This window comes from Bradyrhizobium sp. BRP22 (genome assembly GCF_020194175.1).
In the GTDB taxonomy this organism is placed as follows: domain Bacteria; phylum Pseudomonadota; class Alphaproteobacteria; order Rhizobiales; family Xanthobacteraceae; genus Bradyrhizobium.
The window spans coordinates 124,416-145,236 of sequence record NZ_JADYVX010000019.1 but is presented as its reverse complement, the minus strand read 5'-3'; the positions used below and the strand labels follow the sequence as shown (position 1 = coordinate 145,236).

The following is a 20,821-nucleotide window of genomic DNA, read 5'->3' as shown; positions in this document are numbered from 1 at the left end:
GAGACAGCTCCACCTCCACCTCCGCCTTGAGCGATGGCCAATGTTGAGCCAAGGGCGAAGAACAGTGCGAGGGCGATCACCGGCGCTTTCATCGTGGCGGTCCTTTCGATCCGTGAAGCACCAGCAATCTTTGTCCAGGACGTTCGTTCCTATCATGCAGTCGAGGAACCGAAACGCAGGTCTGAGGTTGGGAGCGCGTATATTCGTGCTGGAGGTGACGATGAAACTCTTGTCCATTACCGCCCTTGCACTGCTCTTGATCTCGTCGGCCCATGCTGCCGAGTCGGCAAGCCAACGCTTCCTGAAGAAAGCGATCGAAGGGAACCATGCGGAGGTTAAGATGGGCCAGCTCGCGCAGCAGAATGGCCAAAGCGACGATGTGAAGAAATACGGACAGATGCTGACGAATGATCATTCAGCCGCCAACGAGAAGGCGATGGATGCAGCGAAGTCCGTCGGCGTAGCTCCACCAGACGGTCCAAGCGCCAAGCAGAAGTCCGACTATGACAAGATGAGCAAACTGAACGGCGCGAAATTCGACCAGGAGTTCGCAAGACACATGGTCGCCGATCATCAGAAGGACATCGCCGAATACAAGAAGGCAGCTAAGCAGACGGGCCCGGCAGGCGAATACGCCAAAGCTCAGATCCCGGTACTGCAGCAACACCTCGATACGGCGAAATCTCTCACATCGCAGAAGATGTCGGGTCGATAGAGCCTCGAACGCGGCGAGCCCTGGATAGATAGCGCGTGCGCGGATAGATGGCGCCTGCGCGGACCTTCAGCCGCGTTCAGTGAGACCTGCTTCCGAGCGTTGGTTTGCCTTCTCAAACGCTTGAGTTAAACGCTTAAGAAAGCCGCTCCAGCCTTTATCGGGGCTGCTGACAGCGCCTCGCAGCTTTGCCTTCTCAAGCGTTATAAGGTCACCGTAGCCCTCGCAGGCAAATTCCGTTTGCTCCTCAAGCCATGAGATCGGACTCTTGCGGTCCCTGCCGAAGGCACTGCGAGAGCGATTGGCATCGACAGCACCGTAAAGCGCCGGTGAGCCACCCGATATGGCGCAGTGAGGACAGTAACGGTCAGCAGCTTTGCCAAGTTGGCGTCCAAACTCTGTACGAAGGACTTCCCCATCCCACGTGGTGCCATCGCTCTTGACGAGGTTCCTGGCACGCGCAACAGCATGGCTTTCAGCGGCGTCGTCACCGATACGGATCGTCACTTCCAGGTGGAAGGGACACACTGTTATCGCACGGGTCGTTTCCAGGGCGTAATACACCGCGGAACGCAGATCATCAGCGTGGCTGTTTACCGACATGGGAGCCTCCTGCTCAACCAGGCGGGGCTCGGAGTGCCCAGGGGCCGAGCCCGATAGCCGCAACAGTCCTCGACAGACAGCTTCTTCGGCTACAGCCCCTTCCTACCGCAATTGTCCAAATGCGTTTTTGATGTAGCGCAAAGGAACTCCCCACTGAATTCGCGGATGAAGCGCGCCGCCGGCCATCCCACTCCAACCCCCGAGAAACCCACCCCGATTTTTTGGTGATCTCCGGGACGATGCACTGGAGGTTGAAGAATGCAGCCTATTGCTGCCATTCTAGCGAAAACAGCCCGGGGGTCCGCCGGGAGCATACGAAACAGTACGCTCGCTCGCATCAGGCGTCGGGAAGGAGGACTTGGAGATGTCAGAACGCGATCAGCCAACGCCGGTGCGCTTTGCTCTCAATCGTCGGCAAATCGTGGTCGGCGCCGCGAGTCTCGCTGGCGCCGGACTCTGGGCGACACGATCGCCCGCCCAGACAACCCCTTACCGATTCCGGCAAGGCGACTTCGAAATCACGATTCTGAGCGATGGCCATCTCGTGTTGCCGGCAACCATCCATGGGCTCGATGCGCCGCGAGAAGAGGTTCACAGGCTTCTAAGGGAGGCTGGCCTCGATCCCGATCAGGTGAAGCCGGCTACGAATCCGGCTCTGATCCGCACGAGGTCCGATCTCGTTCTCGTTGATACCGGCTCCGGTGCGAACTTCCAGGCGACCGCCGGAAAACTCCTGGACAACCTCGCGGCTGCCAATATCGATCCGAAGAGCATCACCAAGGTCGTGTTCACCCATGCGCATCCCGATCACATCTGGGGCACGATTGGCGCGGGCGGCACCCTGAACTTTCCAAATGCCGCCTACTATGTCTCGGCGGTCGAATGGGACTTCTGGATGGACCCTCACCTCACCACGAAGCTCCCCGAACCGATGCATGTCTTCGTCACCGGCGCGCAAACCAACCTTGCTGCGGTCAAGGATCGCGTCACCATGGTCAAGCCCGGTGACGACATCGTCACCGGCCTCAGCGTGCTGGACAGTGCAGGTCACACGCCGGGCCATATTTCCCTGGTCGTCGCAGGCGACGGAGGGCTTCTCATTCCGGCCGACGCGATCACCGAACCCGCCGTCTATTTTCCTCACCCGGAGTGGCAGTTCGCCTATGACATGGACAGTAACGTCGCCATCGCCAACCGGAAGAAGCTGCTTGATCGCGCCGCGACCGACCGGATGAAGATGCTGGGCTTCCACTGGCCCTATCCCGGCCTGGGGTATGCCAAGCGGAAGGACACGGCCTATCGATACGTGCCGGCGGCCTGATGGGCGGAGATCGCCCGACGGGTCTCAGACCGGCCGGCCGCGACACGTTCCTTGATTTTCCCGCACAGGCCCATAAATATGGGTTTATGGTCAAGGAGCGTCTCATGAAGACCACCGTTGAAGTGCCCGATGAGCTCTACCGACGCGCCAAGGCAGAGGCGGCGTTGCGCGGGCGCAAGCTCCGGGACCTGATCGAGGAAGGACTGCGCCTTGTCCTCGAAACTCCGCACAGGGCGCGCAACCGCCCCAGCCTCGCCGGGCTCACCAAGCGCGCACGGGGCATGGTCGATTCTGGCGTCTCCGATCTCGGCTCGAATCCGCGGCATCTGAAGGGCTTCGGCCGCAATGACCGCAGCCATCGTTGATACAGGTCCGCTTGTCGCCTTTTTCGACCGAGCGGAACGGTACCACGATTGGGTCGCGGAGCGGTTCGAAGAACTTGATGCGCCCCTGCTCGTCTGCGAGCCGGTGCTCGCCGAAGCGATGTACTTGTTGGCGCGTTATCCGAGGGCGCAGGACACTCTCCTGGAGCTCATCCAGAACGGAGCCCTGAGTGTCGTATTCCGCCTCGATGAGCATGTCGGCGAATTACGCAAATTGATCCAGAAATACAGGGACACACCGATGTCGCTGGCCGACGCATGCATCGTTCGTATGTCCGAAATCCATGAGCGGCACGCTGTGCTGACGCTGGATTCCGATTTCCTGGTCTATCGAAGACATGGCCGAGCGCCGCTTCCGCTCATCCATCCGGCGGCACGATAGCCTCTCCTCCGCAACCGTTTCCGCAAAGCGGAGTTCACGCCGCCGAGGTGTCGATCTGGCGGCGGATCACCCGCCGCACGTCTGCATTCGACAGGAACAGATCGTGGTTGATGATGCCCCAACCTGAATCGGAAGCATCGATCACGCGCACGCCGAGCTTCTCGATGACCGCTTTCTCGGCCGCGCCGACCCGCGTCATGCCGCCGGCGAGCTGGCCGGAGAGTGCCAGCGCGCGGTCATTCGTTGCGGTGATGACGGTGATCTTGCGGGCGAGCGGTCCGATGCGGGTGATCGCCGACGAGAACACATCCATGTCGATATCAGGCGCGGCGAACACCACGGCGCCGATCCTGCCGTCAACGGTATCGCCATATCTGTCATGGAGCTGGCGCAGGCTCTCGAGCGTCAGCATCGTGCCCATGCTGTGCGCGACGATATGGACACGGCCGATGCCCGGGGGCGTCACCACGGACTGCAGCACGCGCTCGAAGTCATCGCGCGACCACATGGCGCTGTCGCGATCGTAGGCATAGTCGAACAGCCCCGCCTTGGAGGGCCAGGAGAATACGATCGTCTGGCCTCGGAACCTGATGCCATCGGAAAGATGGGCGGCATCGAGCGCCGCGGTCTCGAATGTCTGTTTGAAGCCGTGGACGTAGATCAGGACGTCTGATCCGCTGCCGCTGCCCTGCGCAAGGAGATCGATGACCCCACCCGAAACCGGCTCGACCTGATCAAGACGCCAATCGCCCAGCCCGGCTGCCGCAAGAGAGAAACGACTCTCATCCGGTGGCACCAGCTTCGCCCGTGCGACGGTCATCGACGAAGCCCGCTCCGGCCCGAACCAGGGCTTGCGCCCGCTGTTCACGCGCTTGCGTGTGGTTGCGACAATCAGTGTGGGCTCCACCGACAGCGACGATGCGTCATAGCGCGCGCCGGTCGCGCCCAGGCTCGCGCATCCGCCGAGGGCGAGCGCACCAGCCGACGATGCAAGCCCGCGCAGCAGACCGCGGCGGGACATCATCATTTCGTTTTGCTGCAAATGTCGGACGATCACGTCGGGCTTCAGAAACCGCCTCCGTAGGACCCCGCCCCTTTCGAATTTCCTGGATCATGATGGCGGCGAGAAAAGGGCGGCAGCGTGAGTCGGGATTGGGCCAAAGTTCCGCATCTCCCGTGTTCCAAGAGGGAACAAACCTCCAAACGCTGGGGGGTTGAGAGCTTTGCCTCGACGACCATTGTTGCGTTTGTCGCAAGTGGCGCAGTGCAGACATCATATCGGTTCGACATGGCGGGGCTGACCGCAAATCCGTGAGACGTCGACACCGCCGGCACGATCGAGGTGAATCGTCCGGTACTCATCGCGATGAGCGGCAGCTCAGACCGTCGATAATCCGTTCGGCACCTTGGTCGTATCGGCAAGCCACGCGAGCATATCGTTTCTTCCACACAGCGAGCCCTCGACGAAACGAGGGTCGTCCTGCCTGTCCAGCGCCTGTCGCATAGCGGCGCCTTTGGCGTCGTCGGATATCAGGAGGAAGAAGCCAACAGCAACGAGCGCCAGTCTCTCGACGGATTCCTGTAGCTGCGCGCGCTGCCCCACAACATCAAGAACTCCGAAACAATAACCGAGAACCCAGAGGCGATCGATAGACTGGATCACGTTGCCCGGGGTGAGCCTGAACTGCAGACTGATGAAATCACGACCGATCTTCGCGAGTTCATCCAGCTTCTTGAAATCGGCCATGTCTCGTTTCCTGTCCGAAGCACAAAGTCCCCGTATCGGCCGGCAACTTGCCTTCAGGAGCGCGCAGCAGCGGCTCTCCCACGTTCGGTTACCCGATAGGACACATGGCCTAGGTCATGGGAAAATGCCTTCAGCCAGCCCAACTCGACGAGACGCTGATATCTGGTCTGATCGAGATGCTCGATCACCTGCCTGGGGCGGCCGGCTGCAACGATCTCCCGGATCAATCCGAAGTCCTCGAGCTGCGCCATGGTAAGTGCTCCTCGTTGCCTTCCGCAAGATTCCAGCCGCGCCAGCAACAGGCTCGCTGGTTGGATCGATCAGGCGCGGAATCGGGAGCCAGCCGTTCAGATCAAGGAGATGTCAGCGCTGATCTCCTCGCCGGCCAGCAAAGCCTAAAGCATCACCAGTTGAACCACGCCATCCTCGAGCTCGCCGCGCGCAAGCCTCGCGCGAGCGATATGCTCGAATTCGGTTCGGTGTCTGTGCAGATAGCTGAGAGCCTGGTTCTGGGTCCGAAACGTCGTCCGGAGTCGGCATGCCTGCCTGAGCGGCCCGACCGCCAGCGAGAATGTAATGGTTTGCCCTGACTCGGTGGTCGGCGCAGTCCGCATGCTCTTCGCCATGTGTCCGCCTGCTCCATAGGGAATGAGCGTCAGATGAGGTTCGCACTGCGCCGCTAAGCGCCGGAAGTCAATGGCTTGACACTGATCGATGCACCATCGCGCATTGAAGCCACATTGCTGTCGCGTTCTTATCCACGCTGCGAGCGACCAGCTTCACTTCGCGACCGAGCTTATAGCAGATGATGCGACTCGGACGTCGACTGCAGAAGAAAGATGTGATGACAAACGGAAAGCGTATCTGCGAATGCGGCGCAGTCTACAGCCGCACCGAAAGCGTCGTCTCAGCGCGTGAGATCAACAATTTCAAATGCGCCATCTGCGACGCGACCATGGAATCCTGGGACACGGATCGAGTGCCAACCTATCGCCTGATCATCGGCCCCCTACGAAGGCCGGATCAAGGCTAGAGCCGAACACATGCGCTATTTCGATAACACCTTCTTGCGCTTCCTGTTCAATTCAATCCGGAACGACGCAAAGCCCGCCCGATCCTGGGATCGAGCAGGCAAAAATCGCCATTCAGTACATCCGCGAAATGGCGCGAACGTTTCAAGCCAGCGACAAATTCTCCGCGCTTACCTTGCCGCGCATTTTGTCGGTCTTGATTTCAAAAGAAACCTTCTGGCCTTCGGCAAGGCCGGAAAGACCCGCCCGCTCAACGGCGCTGATATGAACGAACACGTCGTTCCCGCCATCATTCGGCTGGATAAATCCAAACCCCTTCTGGCCATTAAACCACTTCACAGTACCCGTCTGCATTCTTTCTTCTCCAAAGCACTCGCGTGACCGTCACGCGATCCATTCAACTGGTCGATGTCTTTGGGAAAGAGCCCGCAGGCACATTCAGAAAGGCACAGCGGCTAATCGAACGAACACAACCTACAGGCCTTGGTGCCAGATTACAAGTGTCGCAGGTGAATCGGCCGCACCGAAGGAACTCCGTCTCTGTTCGATGCGGCATCATCGGCTGCACATGCAAGAGCACAAGCGCTCAATCCAAGTCCTGCAAAAAGAGCTGGCTATTTCCACCCGCAGCCTCCATGTTGGATACCATCGTTCGGCTTCGCTGCCGATCGTCGTGAGCCGTGCCTTCCATCCAAACAGGAAGATTGTGGCGGCTCGGAATTGCGTCCCAGCTTCTTTTCGCCGCGCCGGGGTCGCTTTCAACTAAACTGCCGTACTCCGGAAATCGCTGACGCATCCAATTGGGTGACGCTTCAACGGTTTGCGCCGCCAATGCTTGGGAGAAAAGCGCATGCAGGTATTCGTTCGAGACAACAATGTCGACCAGGCACTTCGAATTCTGAAGCGAAAGATGCAGCGCGAAGGTGTTTTCAGGGAGATGCGCCGCCGTCGCTTCTACGAGAAGCCCTCGGACAAGGCTGCGCGCGAGAAAACGGAAGCGATACGACGGTTGCGCAAGCAGGCACGCAAGCAGGCTGTTCGAGACGGACTGATCGCCGCTCCGGTCAAGAAGCCAGTCGACAACAACAAGCGCGGAACAGGACTGCGAGCGAGCGCGAGCGCCACCGCCACAACAGGACAGAACGCGCCCGCTGCGATCCAGGGTCGCGTGCAAACGCGCGACTGAGCATGATGCAGGAAATCGTCTTCGACAAAGACCGCAAAGCCATGAAGCTTGAGCGTGTCCTGTTTACTCGGCTTCGCCGAGCCTGACGCCATAACGCCGCAGCACGGCTCTGCTCAGCGCTCCTTCCGATCGGTATCCCACGCCCGCGGCAGCGCGGATTCGGGGAGATTCAAGCCTCTGCAGCGTATACTTTTTAACATACGCCAGGCATTGTCCGAGTATATAGTGTAATCATCACCGCTCAATCCTCGGCCTCCATCGGTGACTGAGAGTGTTGTGCTCCCGCCGCAAAACAGGGAGTACCGTATGCCCGAGGCGCAACTCACCAACAAGCTTTCGCCCCGCGAAACCGTGCGGCCCCGGTGCCCGATGTGCCAAGCCCGAATGGAGGTGTTGCATGTCGTGCCGGGAAGACTTGGTTTCGAGCACTGGACCCTGCGATGTCGGAAATGCGGGCTCGTCCATGAAGCCCAGGCTGCGGCCGATCCAATCAGTTCCGAAGTATTGGGCTGGTTTGGTGGGGAACTGAGACCGCCACGATAGAGGGGCTCTGGTGGGCGGCCTGACGAAGACGGCGCTCACGCAGCGACCTGAAAAGCCGCGACTGTCGCGGCCGGTTGTTTTTTTGGCCCAACACCCACGGAACGATGAAGGCTCTCGCTTACTTATATCGGATGATCAGTTCGCCGAGGTCGCCATCGTGATTTACGCACTCAGCATCATCTTGATTCTCATCGGGGCAGCCGCCAGCGCCGGCGTCCTGATCGTCGCTGGGCTCGACGCCGAGATGGGGTGGCGCAGAGGCAACAATTGAGCGGCCAATAATCGAGCGACATTGTCTCGCGGTCGAACAGGACCTTCGCCAACGGGCCATCCGCGACCAAGACCACCAACTTCACGGAATACATTCATAGCAAGGCGCGAGCTGCGGACGAGGCGAAGCCAAGTGGCAGCCGAGAGCTGCCCGCGTCGTGATGTCACCCGGGTGCCAAATGCAGTCACGGAATCCGCGTGCGATTTGGAAAGAATCGGAACGGTGGCTCCGACATGCTGCGGCTGACTTTGGAACCAATCTAAGTGGTCGGTATTCTCCGCTGTAATTCCTCGCGGATGACAGCCACCCTGCAGAGACGGAGCCGCTGACGATGCAAGATGGAGCCGTGCACCCGGGCGCCAGCCCCTCCCCGCTGCCGGAGAAGGTATCGGTGACACTGATCGTCAACGGGATCGAGAGGCGCTTTTCGGTCCTGCCCTGGGTTTCGCTTCTGGACGCGCTGAGAGATCATCTCGACCTCACCGGCACCAAGAAGGGATGCGACCACGGTCAATGCGGCGCATGCACGGTGCTGGTCGACGGCCGCCGCATCAACTCCTGCCTGACGCTTGCGGTGATGCGGGACGGGGCGCACGTCACCACCATCGAGGGACTGGCCGCCAACGGCGCACTGGATCCGCTGCAGCAGGCGTTCATCGACCACGATGCTTTCCAATGCGGCTATTGCACGCCCGGCCAGATCTGCTCCGGCGTCGGGCTGATCGCCGAGGGACGGGCCAAGACCGCCGATGAGATCAGGGAGTTCATGAGCGGCAACATCTGCCGTTGCGGCGCCTATCCCAACATCGTTTCAGCGATCCAGCAGGCGATGGGGGCCAAGCCATGATCCCGTTCCAATATACAAAAGCCAGCGACGTCGCCGATGCGGTGCGGCTGATCGCCGCCAATGGCGGCGCGAAGTTCATAGCCGGCGGCACCAACCTGCTCGATCTCATGAAGGATAATGTCGAGCGGCCAACGACGCTGATCGACATCTCCCGACTGCCGCTGAACTCGGTCGAAGAGACAGCCTCGGGAGGCTTGCGGATCGGCGCGCTGGTGCCCAACGCCGATCTTGCCTGGCATCCGCTGATCGAAAAGCGCTATCCGCTGCTGTCAAGCGCGATCTTGGCCGGCGCCTCGCAGCAATTGCGCAACATGGCTTCCACCGGGGGCAACCTCCTGCAGCGGACGCGATGCGCCTACTTCTACGACACCGCAACACCCTGCAACAAGCGGCAACCGGGCTCGGGCTGCTCGGCCGTCAACGGCGTCAACCGCGGTCACGCCATCCTTGGCGCCAGCACGTCCTGCATTGCGACGCATCCGTCCGACATGTGTGTGGCGCTCGCCGCACTCGATGCCACTGTGCACGTGACCGGCGCAAAGGGCGCGCGCGCCATTCCGTTCGCGGACTTTCACCGCCTGCCCGGCGACACCCCGCATATCGACACCAATCTCGCGCCAGACGAGATCATCACCGCGATCGAGGTGCCGGCCAAGGGCTTCGCGACGCACTACTCCTACCTGAAGATCCGCGATCGGATGTCCTATGCCTTCGCGCTGGTCTCAGTCGCGGCCGCGCTCGAGATCAAGAACGGCACGATCGAGGAGGCGCGGCTCGCGCTCGGCGGTGTCGCGCACAAACCGTGGCGCGATGCAGGGGCCGAGGCAGCGCTGCGTGGACAACCCGCAGAGGACGCGAGCTTTGCCCGCGCGGCCGACCTTCTGCTTCGCGACGCCCGGCCACAGGCGCATAACGATTTCAAGGTCGATCTCGCCCGGCGGGCGATCATCCGCACGCTGACCCAAGCCGCGCATGGCACGCCGCAATCGCAATCGAACAAGACGATCCAATGAGCACGCCCAATAACACCGCGAAAGCCTATACCGGCACCCCCACCTCGCGCGTCGATGGGCGCGCCAAAGTCACGGGTGCGGCCAAATATGCCGGCGATTTCAATGCAGGCGGCCTCGCCTATGGCGCGGTCGTGGAAGCAACCATTGCCAGAGGCCGCATCGCACGGATCGACGCCGGCGAGGCACTTCGCGTGCCGGGTGTGCTCGATGTCATCACCCACGAGAACAGGCCGCGGGTCGCCGACAGCGACGAGGCATGGAGGGACGACCTCGCACCGGAGGACGGTTCACCGTTTCGCCCGCTCTATGATGACGCGGTGAAGTTCAACCAGCAGCCGATCGCGCTGGTGCTGGCGGAAGAATGGGAAATCGCCCGCTATGCGGCGTCGCTCGTTCGCGTCGACTACGAGAAGCAGCCATTCGTCACCGATGTGTATCGCAGGCGCGATGATGCCATCGTCGTCGAGAAGCCGGACAAGCTGCGCGGCGACGCTGCGAAGGCGTTTGCGGCAGCCGAGGTCCGCCACGAGGCTGACTATTTCATCCCGACCGAGCATCACAATCCGATGGAGCTGTTTGCGACGACGGCGATGTGGGAGGCCGGCGGCCCGCTGACGGTCTATGACAAGACCCAGGGCGTGCAGAACGTGCAGCAGTTCCTCTGCGGCGTGTTCGAGAAGAAGCCGAACGAGATCCGCGTGATCTCGCCCTATGTCGGCGGCGCCTTCGGCGCCGGCCTGCGGCCGCAATATCAGGTGGTGCTGGCGGTGATGGGCGCGCTGAAGCTTCAGCGCTCGGTGCGGCTGGTGCTGACGCGGCAGCAGATGTACGGGCTGGGCTATCGTCCAGCCACCATCGAGCGGCTGGCGCTTGGCGCGCGGCGCGACGGCACGCTCGATGCGATCACGCATGAGGCTGTTGGCACGACCTCGCAGTTCGAGGAATTCTCACGCAACGATACCGGCTGGTCGGCGCTACTCTATGCGTCGCCGAATGCACGATATGAACACCGCGTGGCGCACCTGGACGTGCCGACGTCCTGCGACATGCGTGCGCCGGGTGCGGCGACCGGCGTCTACGCGCTGGAGAGCGCGATGGACGAGCTCGCGGTCGCGCTGAAGATGGATCCGGTGGAACTGCGGCTGCGCTGCTATTCGGAGCGCGACCAGAACGAGGACCTGCCCTACACCAGCAAGCGCCTGCGCGAATGCTATCGCGAGGGCGCAGCCGCCTTTGGCTGGGACAGGCGCAAGCCGGAGCCGCGCGCCATGCGCGATGGCAAGGCTCTCGTCGGCTGGGGCATGGCCTCCGGCGTCTGGGAAGCGCTGCAGGTGCCGGTCGCGGTGCGGATCGCCATGACGGCCAATGGCCACGCCGAGGTCTCCTGCGCAGCGTCCGATATCGGCACCGGCACCTACACGATCATGGCCCAGGTCGCGGCCGACAGCCTCGGGCTTCCGATCGAGAACATCACGATCCACCTGGCCGATTCCACGCTGCCGAGCGCGCCGGTCGAAGGCGGGTCGTGGATGGCTGCCTCCGCCTGCCATGCCGTGATCGCGACCGCGGGCGAGGTTCGGAGCGAGCTGCTGCGGCGGGCAAAGCTGATGAAGGGCTCGCCGCTTGCCGACGCGGTCGAGGAAGACGTCACCCTCTCGGACGGCAAGCTCGTCAGCCGGAGGCAGACTGACCGTGGAGTTTCGATCTCCGACATCATGCGGCACGCCGCCATGGAACGGATCGAGAAGGAAAAGACCAACGAGTTCGCGCAGGACAAGGCGCACGCCAGGAACACGCATTCGGCCGTGTTCGTTGAGGTCAAGGTCGACGAAGAGCTCGGCGTCGTCAGGGTTACGCGCGTCGTCAGCGCGGTTGCGGCGGGCCGCGTGCTGAATCCGAAGACGGCACGCAGCCAGGTGATGGGCGCCGTCGTCGGCGGCATCGGCATGGCGCTGCATGAGGAGACGATCTACGACCACGGGCTTGGCCGGATCATCAACCACGACATCGCCGAGTACCATGTGCCCGTCAACGCCGACATCCACGACATCGAGGTGATCTTCGTCGACGAGCCGGACGCCTTGATCAATCCGCTCGGGATGAAGGGGCTCGGCGAAATCGGGATCGTCGGGGTCGCGGCGGCGGTCGCCAATGCCGTCTACCACGCGACCGGCGTGCGGGTGCGCGACCTGCCCATCACCCTGGACAAGGTGCTGGGACGCCGGCAGGCGGCTTAGGCCGCCTCCCTGGGGCTCCCCGGCGGATCGGACCGGCCGGCCGGAGGCGCCGTCCCGCTGGACAGGAACCGGAAAATCCGTAAAGAAACCATCGGCCTGTCGGAGCGGCATTGCGACCGCTTGGACGGGCGTGCAAGCGCGGGTAAACAACGTTGGGTTTTGGGGCGATTCCAGCGGTCGGGTCTGATCTCTTCGGGCGCCCTCTCCGGTCACGCCTATTTCGGACAATTCGACATGAAAAAGATCATCCTCGCGCTGGCGCTGCTGTATCCGGCCGCCGCGCTAGCCCAAGGAACAATTCAAGGGACAGCTCCGCCCGTGGAGCCCTCCGGGCCTCCCATGGTCGGCGACAAGCCGCTGATGCAGGTCGGCACCAAGAAGTCGCCGGCCAAGAAGGGCGAGAAGGCCAAGCAGCAATCGGTCGCGCAGAAGCTCCAGGCATGCCAGGAGATCGATGACGGCACCAAGGAGCGGCTCAACTGCTATGACGCGATCTTCGCGCCGCAGCCAAAACCGAAGGCGACCACGGCCACGGCGGTCGGCGAATGCCGTTTCGTGAAGGAAGAGGACGAGCGGCTGACCTGCTACAACGGCTTTGCCGACAAGATCCCGAGGCTGCCGCAGTAATCCGGCCGTAATCAGCCTACCAGGTGCTGTTCCAGAACGGCCCGCCGCCGAAGAAGCCGAAGCGCGACTGCTGCGCCACCCGCATCGGCCGCTGGCCCATGTACATCGGCTGCTGACCGGCATACATCGGCTGCTGGCCCGCGTACATCGGCTGCGGCTGGTAGGCGCGCGCCCTGGCGACTTTGTGCTTCTTCGGCGCCTGCGGCTCGTGCTTCTTGGTGTCGGTGGGGACGTATTGGGCAAAGGTCTCGCGGGCGCGGGCCTGGTCCGACGTCTCCTCGGCCGCCGGTGCAGGCGGAAGCGGTGCAGCAGCCATCTGGGTGACCGGGGGCACGATCGTCGGCAGGGTGGTATCGAAAACCACCCGCTCGGGCAGCTTCTGGGCGGAGTGGATGCGGACGGTCGTTTTGTCGATGCCGGGCGCGCTATGGCTCGCTGTGGCCGCGTCCTGCGGGACCAGAGCGTCGACTGCGTATAACAGCGCAAGCAGAGCCCCGCCGACATAAAGGAAATAACGCGTCACCAACATCAGACCCACTCCCCCGCGCGATGACGCGGTTTACTCGCCTAATGGCGATATAGGGAGTTAGTTCCTGGCGACACGCTACAGGTTCAACCAAAGCGTTCACTTTTTCGGCACACTTGTGTCAGGCGCGGCTGGCCGTGACGAGGGAACACTTTGCCTTATTTGCATTAATATTCACGAACCCGACCAGCACGCCGGCGTAGGTCTTGCGGCTTTTCATGTTGATGGTGTCGCTGATCACGCGCCGGCGGTCGGTGAGATGCGTGCCGTCAGCGCGCGCGAAGGCGCAGGCGATCTCGATATCCTTGACCGCATAGCGGTTAGAGTTGCGCAGCGTCAGGGTCACCAGTGCTTTCGAGCCGAGGCCGCCGCGCCGCCAGAACTGGCGGGAGATCTTCATCCCGTCGACCGGATCCCGCTCGACCGTGAAGGGTTCATTGGTGCTGGCGGCGGCCGGCGCCTCGTCATCCACTGTGTCGTCCGATGGCGCGGCGGCCTGCTCGACCGGCGCAACCGGCTGCTCGGTGGGCACAGTCGCCTTCTCGAGCCAGACGACATCCTGCGCAGAAGTCAAGGGCGGCGATACCACGGCGACCGTTTTGTTATCGGCATCGCTGGGATTGGGAAGCAGCAGCCATCCGGCAAATCCGACGATGGCGAGAACGGCGAGCAGAACAAGCTTGGCACCCAAGCCTCGAAACGACCACCTGCCAATGCCCATGGCCATGCCCTCACCCGCGCGACGACACATCCTGCCCGCGCGCAAAGCCGCTCCGGCGCATCACCGCGCGGCTTGAAGGGGCACCGCTGTACGGGGACCGCCACTGTCGATCAACCATCCAACGAGGTTACGGTTCCAAGCCTCCTCGGCAAAATTGCGGCGCTGCGCCCGCGACAGGATGGCCTTGTGGATTCCGAGCCGATACATTGCCGCCGCAACAGATCGCGCGATCACGCGTGTTTGGAGCGTGACCCGCAACAGTGGAAACCGGTTTTCCGAAAGAGATCATGCTCAGGCAAAGAGAAGACGGGAGATGAAATGCCGATAGAGGTTACCTGGGACCATATCCACCTGCGCACCCCCGATCCCGAAGCGACTGCGGCGTGGCTCCGGAACATTCTGGGCGGCGAGATCATCCGCAACCCCGGCCGCATCGACGTGCAGCTCGGCGGCGCCAAGGTGTTCCTCGCGCCGGTCACGCCGGGCGACGGCGTCAATGCGCCGCCGGTCACGCCCTATCAGGGCCTCGACCATTTCGGGCTGGCCGTGAAAGACATCGATGCCGTCGCCGCCGAGATCAAGGCGAAGGGCGTCGCGTTCACGATGGAGCCGACCACGATCCGCCCCGGCGTGCGCATCTGTTTTATCCGCGGGCCGCAGGGCATCTCGATCGAGCTCCTGGAGCGCGACAAGAAATATGCGTGACCGCGTGACGCGCGGATCGAAAGCTTACGTCATGCTGCCCGGCATGAAGCAGCGGATCTGCAGTCCGAGATAACCGCGGATCGGCCACACCATCGTGCGGCCGTAGCGGTTCGGCTCGGTGATCACGGCATCATCGGGCACGTCGATCCATTCGCCATCAATGCGTACGCGATAGTGTCCGTCCTTGGATTCCCAATCGGCATCGCTCACCGCGCTGCCGTCGGCGTCGGAACAACATGGCCCCTTGCCGCTCCTCAGACTGTCGAACCACTGCTTGAGGGGCGAATTGGCGTAACGACCATCGGGATCGCGCGCATGAGAGAGACTTGCGGCGGCCACCGACAACAACGCGACAAGACTCACTGTGAGTGGGACTCTGAGGCGGACCGCTCGATGGTCCGTGATTCTACGGATGGAACTTGTCAGCTCTGCACGTAGGCTCGCGAAAATGCGGCCGGAATCGATCCAGTTCGTCACCTGTCTCTCGCTCCTGCACCCGCCGGCCGGTGCCAACAAATGTTATGCATTTCGCGGGCCAAGTTGATTCGCTGGGCGCCGCCGACAGAACGTCGTCATCGAGGCGTCGTTCACCAATGGAATCATTTCGGGTTCGCACGACGTCCGCCGACGCGGTCAACCTGCCGCGTTGCGCCGCGCATGATGCTTTGGCATAAATTGTCAACCGGCAGGCCTTGGGCGAAGGCGGCCGGCCGTGGGGCGCCATGAAAAATGGCCTGTATTCCATTCACGTCACCCTGCTCGACGGACGTGTCGGCAAGGGCAGCGGAGTGATTCTGTTCCGCAACGGCCAGGTTCTCGGCGGCGACGCCTATCTGTACTACACCGGCAGCTACACCGTGAAAGGCAATACCTTCAAGGGCGAGGTGCTGGTGCAACGACACACCACACCGCGCGACAATGACAACCCGTTGTTCGGCGGACCGGCACCGGTCGGCATCGGCGTCACCGGTACCTTCACCGACACGCAGGCGACGATGACCGGGACCGCGCTGGTTGGGAAAGCCAGCCAGATCTTCAGCGCAACGCTGCGCAAGCTCGCGGATATCGATTAGTTCAGCGCTGTCGCCCGGGTGAAGCGGAACGCGTAACCTGGGACGTCTGCATCCCCTGTTTTCGAGCGGACCCGGGTTACGCTCACGCTCCGGGCTACGGACTCACTCCGCCGCCAGCTCGACGGGTGCGGTGCGCGGCAGGATCATCTGGATGCGGGTGCCGCCGCCGGGTTCGGAGTCGAGATCGAGACGGCCGCCCAGGCGCGTCGTGACGATGCTGTAGACGATGTGAAGGCCGAGGCCGGTGCCGCCCTGGTCGCGACGCGTGGTGAAGAACGGATCGAAGGCGCGGCGGCGCACGTCGAGCGACATGCCGCAGCCATTGTCGGAAAAAATCACTTCGACATTGTCCCTGCCGGACGAGCGAACCTGGATGTCGACGATCCCCGGCTTGCCGTCGGGAAAAGCGTGCGCCACCGAATTGAGGAAGAGATTGGTCAGCACCTGGCCGTAAGGTCCGGGATAGGAGTTCATGATCAGGTTCGGCTGGCAATCGACATTGAGCGTCAGATTGTGCTTGCGCAGGCCCGGCCGCAGACTCATCACCACCTGCTCGGTGAGATCGCCGAGATCGAAGGTGCGCTGATCGGAGTAGTTGCGGTCGGCGGCGACCTGCTTGAACGATTGGATCAGCTCGGCGGCGCGGTTGAGATTGGCGACGAGCTGCGAGGACGCATCGCTCGTCGTGGCGAGGAAATCGTTCAGGCTCGAGCGCCGGAGTTCGCCGCGCTCGACCTGCGCGGCAAAGGTCGCCGCCTTGCGCTCGAGCGCGGAGGCGACCGTAAGGCTGATGCCGACGGGATTGTTGACCTCGTGCGCAACACCCGCGACCAGCCGTCCGAGGGCTGCGAGCTTTTCCGCCTCGATCAGCGAGTTCTGCGTCTCGCGCAGGTTGCGCAGCGCCGCCTCTGCTGCGTCGCGCGCTTTCCGCATCTCGTGCTCGCTCCGCTTGCGCTCGCCGATGTCGAGCGCCACCGTAACGATGTTCTCGATCTCGCCGTTGCTGTCGAGGATCGGCAGTTTGTTGACCAGCCATTGCCGCATGTTGCCGGCGGCGTCCTTGTACTCCTCTTCATAGAAGCCGAGCTCCCTTCGGCCCGACAGCACCCGCTTGTCGTTCTCGTCAGTCTTTGCCGCGCCGTAGCGCGCCATCAGCTCGGCCGTGGTCTGGCCGAGCGCCTCGTCCGGCTCGATGCCGAAAATGCCGGCCATGTAGCGGTTCATCAGCACGTAGCGGAGATTGCGGTCCTTGACGTTGATGACGGCTGGAACGGTGTCGATCACCATCTGCAACAGCCGGCGGCCTTCGGCGATCGCATCTTCGGCACGTTTCTGGTCGGTGATGTCGCGCACCGTGCCTTCGTAGCGGATCACCTCGCCTCTCTCGTCGCGCACGGCGCTGGCGCTGTCGGAAAGCCACAGCACCGCGCCGCTGCGGGAACGGACCTGATATTCGTAGTCGCGGACCATGCTGTCGCGGTCCATCAGCCGCCGGTATTCGGTACGCGCGGCGGGATCGACATAGACATTGGAGGCGACGTCATCGATGCCGTTGATCAGATCCTGCGGCGTGGCGTAGCCCATCATCCGCGCCAGCGCCGGATTGGCGTTGAGCAGCGCACCTCCCGGCGTCGTCACATAGATGCCGTCGATGGAGGTTTCGAACAGCTTTCGATAGCTTTCTTCGGCAAGGCGCTGCTCGGCGAGCGCGCGCACCGCCGCCTCGCGCGCGGCATCCGCATCGACCAGCGTCTTGCGGAACACCTCGGCGGCGCGGGCGATCTCGCCGATCTCGTTATTGACGTCGGTCGCCGGGATCGAGGCGCTCTTCTCGCCGGCTGCGACTGCGCGGATCGACTTCGTGATCGAGGCAAGCGGCCGCACGGTGCGGCGGACCACGAGCAGCGCAGCGAAGATCCCGATCAGCACGCCGGCGGAGCCGAGCGCGATGCTCTGCCATTTCGCCTCGGTGAGCGTCCGCGCGAAATCCCGCGACAAGACGTGTCCGCGGCGCGAACTGAGCTCGCGCAACAGCTCGGTGACGCGCTGGATCAGGCGCCCTTCGGTGCCCAATACCTCGCGGTCGATATCGGCGATTTGGCGTTCGCGGATCGATATCGCGATGACGGCGTCGGCGTAATTGTTCACGGCTTCGCGCAGCGCCGGCTCGGTGATGGTCATCGACCGCATGCTCTGCGCCGCCTGCTCGGCCGCCGAAGGGTTGTGGGCGAGCAACGCGACGGAGATGCGGCTTTGGGTTTGCAGCAGCGCAGAGGCGGTGGCGGGATCGGAACTTTCAGCCACCGCCTTGTCGAAGGCATCGCGGAGCGGCGGCAGGGCGATGATCAACTCGGCACGGCGGTTGATCAGCGCCGAGATGCGCTCGATGCCGCCGCGATAGGTGGCGAGGCGCTCAGTCACGCCGTCGATCATGTCCTGCTGCTCGGGGGCGAGCTCGATCCTGGTCTTCTTCAGCACGTCGCTGAGGGCGCTTGCGGCCTCCCCGACCTGGATCGACTGGGTGCCGGGATCGGTGACTAAGTCGCGCGCGGCAAGCCGCAGCTCGTTCATCCGGCGGTCGATGTCCTCGGCCAGGTCGCCGACGCTCTGCAGCCGCTGCAGTTCCCCGAAGGTGGCGTCGATATGACGGATCGCGATCACACTGGCGGTCGACGTAATGATGATGACCGCCAGCACCAGAAGGAAGCTGCCGAAAGTCAGCTGACCGATCGACAGCGCGAACGGTCGCTTGTGGGGCGGATTCGGCAGCAATTCGGAGGTCATGCTAAGGGGGGCCAGGCTGAAATCGCCCCCAATATACGACGTAATGTGGCTCCGGGGGAACATGCCGAAAAACTGGGGAAAGGCGGCTATGCCCCCATCACGACGGCAGTTCGTAGGTGCGAGCCCTCAGCCGGCGGCGCCGACCTCGAAGATCTCGCCGTCATAACCCGCCTCGAGGGGGATGCGGAGCTGGCGGCCGGTGGCGGTCTTGGTCATGACGGGCATCACGGTGACGATGGACCTGTTGCGGCTGTCCTGTAGCGCTTCGCTGACGCTGGCCTGCTTGCCGAGCCTGATCAGGTTCCGGGTGGTCGGGAACGGCAGCTTGAAGCGGCCGCTTTCCCCGCCCTCCAGAGCCTCGCGGGGGGAAACCCAGATCGAATCGGTGGATTCCCTGCCGTCATGGGTGCCGAGCTGCTCAGGGGGCGCTGCGGCGAGGAAGAACCAGGTGTCGAACCGCTTCGGCATGCCTTCCGGCGTGATCCAGTGCGCATAAGGGACGAGCTCGTCGAGCGCCAGCACCATGCCGGTCTCGGCAAGCACGTTGAGGAAGCTGGTTTTGCTCTCGCAGAGCGCCGCGCGATGGGCGAGCTCGATTTCCCGGGCGCGCCCGGCATCCACCAGCTCGCTCGATCCTTTCGGCCGCGCCAGCAGTATGCCGCTTTCCTCGAAGGTTTCCCTGATAGCGCCGATACGGAAGCTGAGAGCGCTATCGTCGAGCCCTTCACCGGCGGAATAGAGCGCGGGATTGGCGATGATCTCCCTGTCGCCCTTGTCGACACTGCCGCCGGGAAATACCAGTGCGCCGGACGAGAAATCGATCTCGTAATGGCGGACCATCATGAAGACTTCGAGTTCCCGTCGCGCAGCGGCGTCCCGCAGCAGCAGGATGGTGGAGGCAGGGCGCGGCGTGACGATCTCGGCCATGGCAGCTCACTCCTCAGGACCTCATCCTGAGGAGCGGCCAACGGCCGCGTCTCGAAGGATGATGGGGGACGCATCGGGGCCTCATGGTTCGAGACGCCGCCGCGCGGCTCCTCACCATGAGGGTTTGAGATCGCGCGCGCTGCATATTTGCCATGAGGGGCAAAAATCTAGCCTGCGGCGCTGGACTGCGGCTGCAGATTGGCGCGGCGGTCGACGCGGGCCACGCGCGACAGGAGATAATCGACCTCCGCCCTCGCCTGCGGCGTGATCACGGCGCCCGGCTTGCGCTGGGTGCTGGAGGCGATGATGCCGCGCTTCTGCAGCACATATTTGCGCACCGTGAGCCCGACACCCGGCTGCTGCTCATAGCGGATCAGCGGCAGATGTGCGTCGAACAGGTCATGCGCGGCATCGCGCTTGCCGGCTTTTGACAGTTTGACGACATCGATCAGGAGCTCGGGAAACGCGTAGCCCGTCATCGCGCCGTCGGCGCCGCGCTCCATCTCGAAATCGAGGAACAGGCCGCCATTGCCGACCAGGATGGACAGCGGACGCAGCGAGCCGTCCTTCTGGAAATTGCGCAGCGTGGTGATCTTCTCCAGGCCCGGCCAGTCCTCGTGCTTGAGCATCACGCAGGAGGGGCAGTCCATCACGATCTTGCGGATCACCGCCGGGGTGAACACCACCGCGAGCGTCAGCGGGTAATCCTGCAGCACCCAGGGAATGTCGTCGCCGATCGCTTCCTGCGCCTGCTTGAAATAGCTGATGATCTGGTCATCGGTCCGAAGATGGGGCGGCGGCGCGATCATGACGCCGGCGGCGCCGGCATCCATCGACGCCTTGGCCAGCGAGCGCATGGAAGCAAAACCCGGCGCAGAGACGCCGACGATCACCTGCAGATCCTTGGCGCGCTTGACGAAGCGGAGCGCGACCTGCTCAGCCTCGGCTGCATCAAGCTTCGGCGCCTCGCCCAGGATGCCGAGCACGGTGACGCCGTCGCAGCCGACCTCGGTATAGAAGTCGCTGAGCCGGTCGATCGAACGCTCGTCGATGCGGCCGTCGTCATGGAACGGCGTCGGCGCGATCGCAAAGGTGCCGGCGGCCTGGGCGGTGAGCTTCATCTCCTAACCTTTCTCCGTCATTCCGGGGCGATGCGCAGCATCGAACCCGGAATCTCGAGGT

Annotated in this window: 24 protein-coding genes; 12 read left to right on the top strand and 12 right to left on the bottom strand. The window is 62.9% G+C overall.

Annotated elements, in window-relative coordinates; translation table 11 throughout:
- Positions 1-220 precede the first annotated feature (220 nt).
- On the top strand, positions 221-715 hold the full coding sequence (locus I6F35_RS23160; protein ID WP_225119968.1) for a DUF4142 domain-containing protein: 495 nt from the start codon (positions 221-223) through the stop codon (positions 713-715).
- Positions 716-781: 66 nt separating this feature from the next.
- On the opposite strand, the gene I6F35_RS23155 is transcribed toward I6F35_RS23160, so the two are convergent.
- Positions 782-1,315 carry a hypothetical protein gene (locus tag I6F35_RS23155; protein WP_225119967.1) on the bottom strand — a complete coding sequence of 178 codons (534 nt, stop codon included), beginning with the start codon at positions 1,313-1,315 and terminating at the stop codon, positions 782-784.
- 364 nt (positions 1,316-1,679) lie between these two features.
- On the opposite strand from I6F35_RS23155, the gene I6F35_RS23150 reads away from it, so the two are divergent.
- The 3 genes from I6F35_RS23150 to I6F35_RS23140 all read left to right on the top strand — a co-directional run bounded on the left by I6F35_RS23150 (position 1,680) and on the right by I6F35_RS23140 (position 3,401).
- Positions 1,680-2,636, top strand: a complete 957-nt coding sequence (locus I6F35_RS23150; protein ID WP_225119966.1) for an MBL fold metallo-hydrolase — start codon at positions 1,680-1,682, stop codon at positions 2,634-2,636.
- Between the two features lie 104 nt (positions 2,637-2,740).
- Positions 2,741-3,001, top strand: a complete 261-nt coding sequence (locus tag I6F35_RS23145; protein WP_225119965.1) for a hypothetical protein — start codon at positions 2,741-2,743, stop codon at positions 2,999-3,001.
- Positions 2,982-3,401, top strand: coding sequence for a PIN domain-containing protein (locus tag I6F35_RS23140; protein WP_225119964.1), 420 nt, complete (start codon positions 2,982-2,984; stop codon positions 3,399-3,401). Before I6F35_RS23145 ends, I6F35_RS23140 begins: the two co-directional genes overlap by 20 nt.
- Positions 3,402-3,435: 34 nt before the next feature.
- Here the strand turns inward: I6F35_RS23140 and I6F35_RS23135 are convergent, their stop codons facing one another.
- From I6F35_RS23135 to I6F35_RS23115, 5 genes are all read right to left on the bottom strand, one after another.
- On the bottom strand, positions 3,436-4,422 hold the full coding sequence (locus I6F35_RS23135) for an alpha/beta fold hydrolase (RefSeq protein WP_225119963.1): 987 nt from the start codon (positions 4,420-4,422) through the stop codon (positions 3,436-3,438).
- Between the two features lie 357 nt (positions 4,423-4,779).
- The gene (locus I6F35_RS23130; RefSeq protein WP_225119962.1) at positions 4,780-5,148 is read right to left on the bottom strand and encodes a hypothetical protein; all 369 of its coding nucleotides are present in this window, start codon (positions 5,146-5,148) and stop codon (positions 4,780-4,782) included.
- A gap of 53 nt (positions 5,149-5,201) precedes the next feature.
- Positions 5,202-5,399, bottom strand: coding sequence for a TenA/THI-4 family protein (locus I6F35_RS23125; protein WP_225119961.1), 198 nt, complete (start codon positions 5,397-5,399; stop codon positions 5,202-5,204).
- A 144-nt stretch (positions 5,400-5,543) separates the two neighbouring features.
- Entirely contained in the window at positions 5,544-5,762 is a 219-nt protein-coding gene (locus I6F35_RS23120) for a hypothetical protein (RefSeq protein ID WP_225119972.1), read from the bottom strand.
- 561 nt (positions 5,763-6,323) lie between these two features.
- Complete coding sequence (locus tag I6F35_RS23115) at positions 6,324-6,533, bottom strand: cold-shock protein (RefSeq protein ID WP_225119960.1); 210 nt, start codon at positions 6,531-6,533, stop codon at positions 6,324-6,326.
- Positions 6,534-7,029: 496 nt separating this feature from the next.
- Between I6F35_RS23115 and rpsU the strand changes: the two genes are divergently transcribed.
- From rpsU to I6F35_RS23085, 6 genes are all read left to right on the top strand, one after another.
- Entirely contained in the window at positions 7,030-7,365 is a 336-nt protein-coding gene (gene rpsU / locus I6F35_RS23110) for a 30S ribosomal protein S21 (protein WP_225119959.1), read from the top strand.
- Positions 7,366-7,918: 553 nt separating this feature from the next.
- A complete protein-coding gene (locus tag I6F35_RS23105) occupies positions 7,919-8,179 on the top strand; it encodes a hypothetical protein (protein WP_225119958.1) in 261 nt (86 codons plus the stop codon).
- Positions 8,180-8,510: 331 nt separating this feature from the next.
- Positions 8,511-9,026 (top strand): (2Fe-2S)-binding protein, encoded by a 516-nt coding sequence (locus I6F35_RS23100; protein ID WP_225119957.1) that lies wholly within the window; start codon positions 8,511-8,513, stop codon positions 9,024-9,026.
- Positions 9,023-10,039 (top strand): xanthine dehydrogenase family protein subunit M, encoded by a 1,017-nt coding sequence (locus I6F35_RS23095; protein WP_225119956.1) that lies wholly within the window; start codon positions 9,023-9,025, stop codon positions 10,037-10,039. The genes I6F35_RS23100 and I6F35_RS23095 overlap by 4 nt, the downstream gene beginning before the upstream one ends.
- Positions 10,036-12,276 (top strand): xanthine dehydrogenase family protein molybdopterin-binding subunit, encoded by a 2,241-nt coding sequence (locus I6F35_RS23090; RefSeq protein WP_225119955.1) that lies wholly within the window; start codon positions 10,036-10,038, stop codon positions 12,274-12,276. The genes I6F35_RS23095 and I6F35_RS23090 overlap by 4 nt, the downstream gene beginning before the upstream one ends.
- A 234-nt stretch (positions 12,277-12,510) precedes the next feature.
- The gene (locus I6F35_RS23085) at positions 12,511-12,903 is read left to right on the top strand and encodes a hypothetical protein (RefSeq protein WP_225119954.1); all 393 of its coding nucleotides are present in this window, start codon (positions 12,511-12,513) and stop codon (positions 12,901-12,903) included.
- Positions 12,904-12,919: 16 nt separating this feature from the next.
- Here I6F35_RS23085 and I6F35_RS23080 read toward each other — a convergent pair whose 3' ends face one another.
- Positions 12,920-13,432 carry a hypothetical protein gene (locus I6F35_RS23080; RefSeq protein ID WP_225119953.1) on the bottom strand — a complete coding sequence of 171 codons (513 nt, stop codon included), beginning with the start codon at positions 13,430-13,432 and terminating at the stop codon, positions 12,920-12,922.
- A gap of 118 nt (positions 13,433-13,550) precedes the next feature.
- Positions 13,551-14,156 (bottom strand): hypothetical protein, encoded by a 606-nt coding sequence (locus I6F35_RS23075; RefSeq protein WP_225119952.1) that lies wholly within the window; start codon positions 14,154-14,156, stop codon positions 13,551-13,553.
- 312 nt (positions 14,157-14,468) lie between these two features.
- Here I6F35_RS23075 and I6F35_RS23070 point away from each other — a divergent pair, with 312 nt between their 5' ends.
- The gene (locus tag I6F35_RS23070; protein ID WP_225119951.1) at positions 14,469-14,855 is read left to right on the top strand and encodes a VOC family protein; all 387 of its coding nucleotides are present in this window, start codon (positions 14,469-14,471) and stop codon (positions 14,853-14,855) included.
- Between the two features lie 24 nt (positions 14,856-14,879).
- On the opposite strand, the gene I6F35_RS23065 is transcribed toward I6F35_RS23070, so the two are convergent.
- Positions 14,880-15,332, bottom strand: coding sequence for a hypothetical protein (locus tag I6F35_RS23065; protein ID WP_225119950.1), 453 nt, complete (start codon positions 15,330-15,332; stop codon positions 14,880-14,882).
- Between the two features lie 245 nt (positions 15,333-15,577).
- Between I6F35_RS23065 and I6F35_RS23060 the strand changes: the two genes are divergently transcribed.
- On the top strand, positions 15,578-15,928 hold the full coding sequence (locus I6F35_RS23060; RefSeq protein ID WP_225119949.1) for a GrlR family regulatory protein: 351 nt from the start codon (positions 15,578-15,580) through the stop codon (positions 15,926-15,928).
- A gap of 102 nt (positions 15,929-16,030) precedes the next feature.
- On the opposite strand, the gene I6F35_RS23055 is transcribed toward I6F35_RS23060, so the two are convergent.
- From I6F35_RS23055 to I6F35_RS23045, 3 genes are all read right to left on the bottom strand, one after another.
- Complete coding sequence (locus I6F35_RS23055) at positions 16,031-18,712, bottom strand: PAS domain S-box protein (RefSeq protein ID WP_225119948.1); 2,682 nt, start codon at positions 18,710-18,712, stop codon at positions 16,031-16,033.
- A 126-nt stretch (positions 18,713-18,838) separates the two neighbouring features.
- Positions 18,839-19,639, bottom strand: a complete 801-nt coding sequence (locus I6F35_RS23050; protein ID WP_225119947.1) for an NUDIX hydrolase — start codon at positions 19,637-19,639, stop codon at positions 18,839-18,841.
- A gap of 167 nt (positions 19,640-19,806) precedes the next feature.
- Entirely contained in the window at positions 19,807-20,760 is a 954-nt protein-coding gene (locus I6F35_RS23045) for a dihydrodipicolinate synthase family protein (protein WP_225119946.1), read from the bottom strand.
- Between the last annotated feature and the right edge of the window lie 61 nt (positions 20,761-20,821).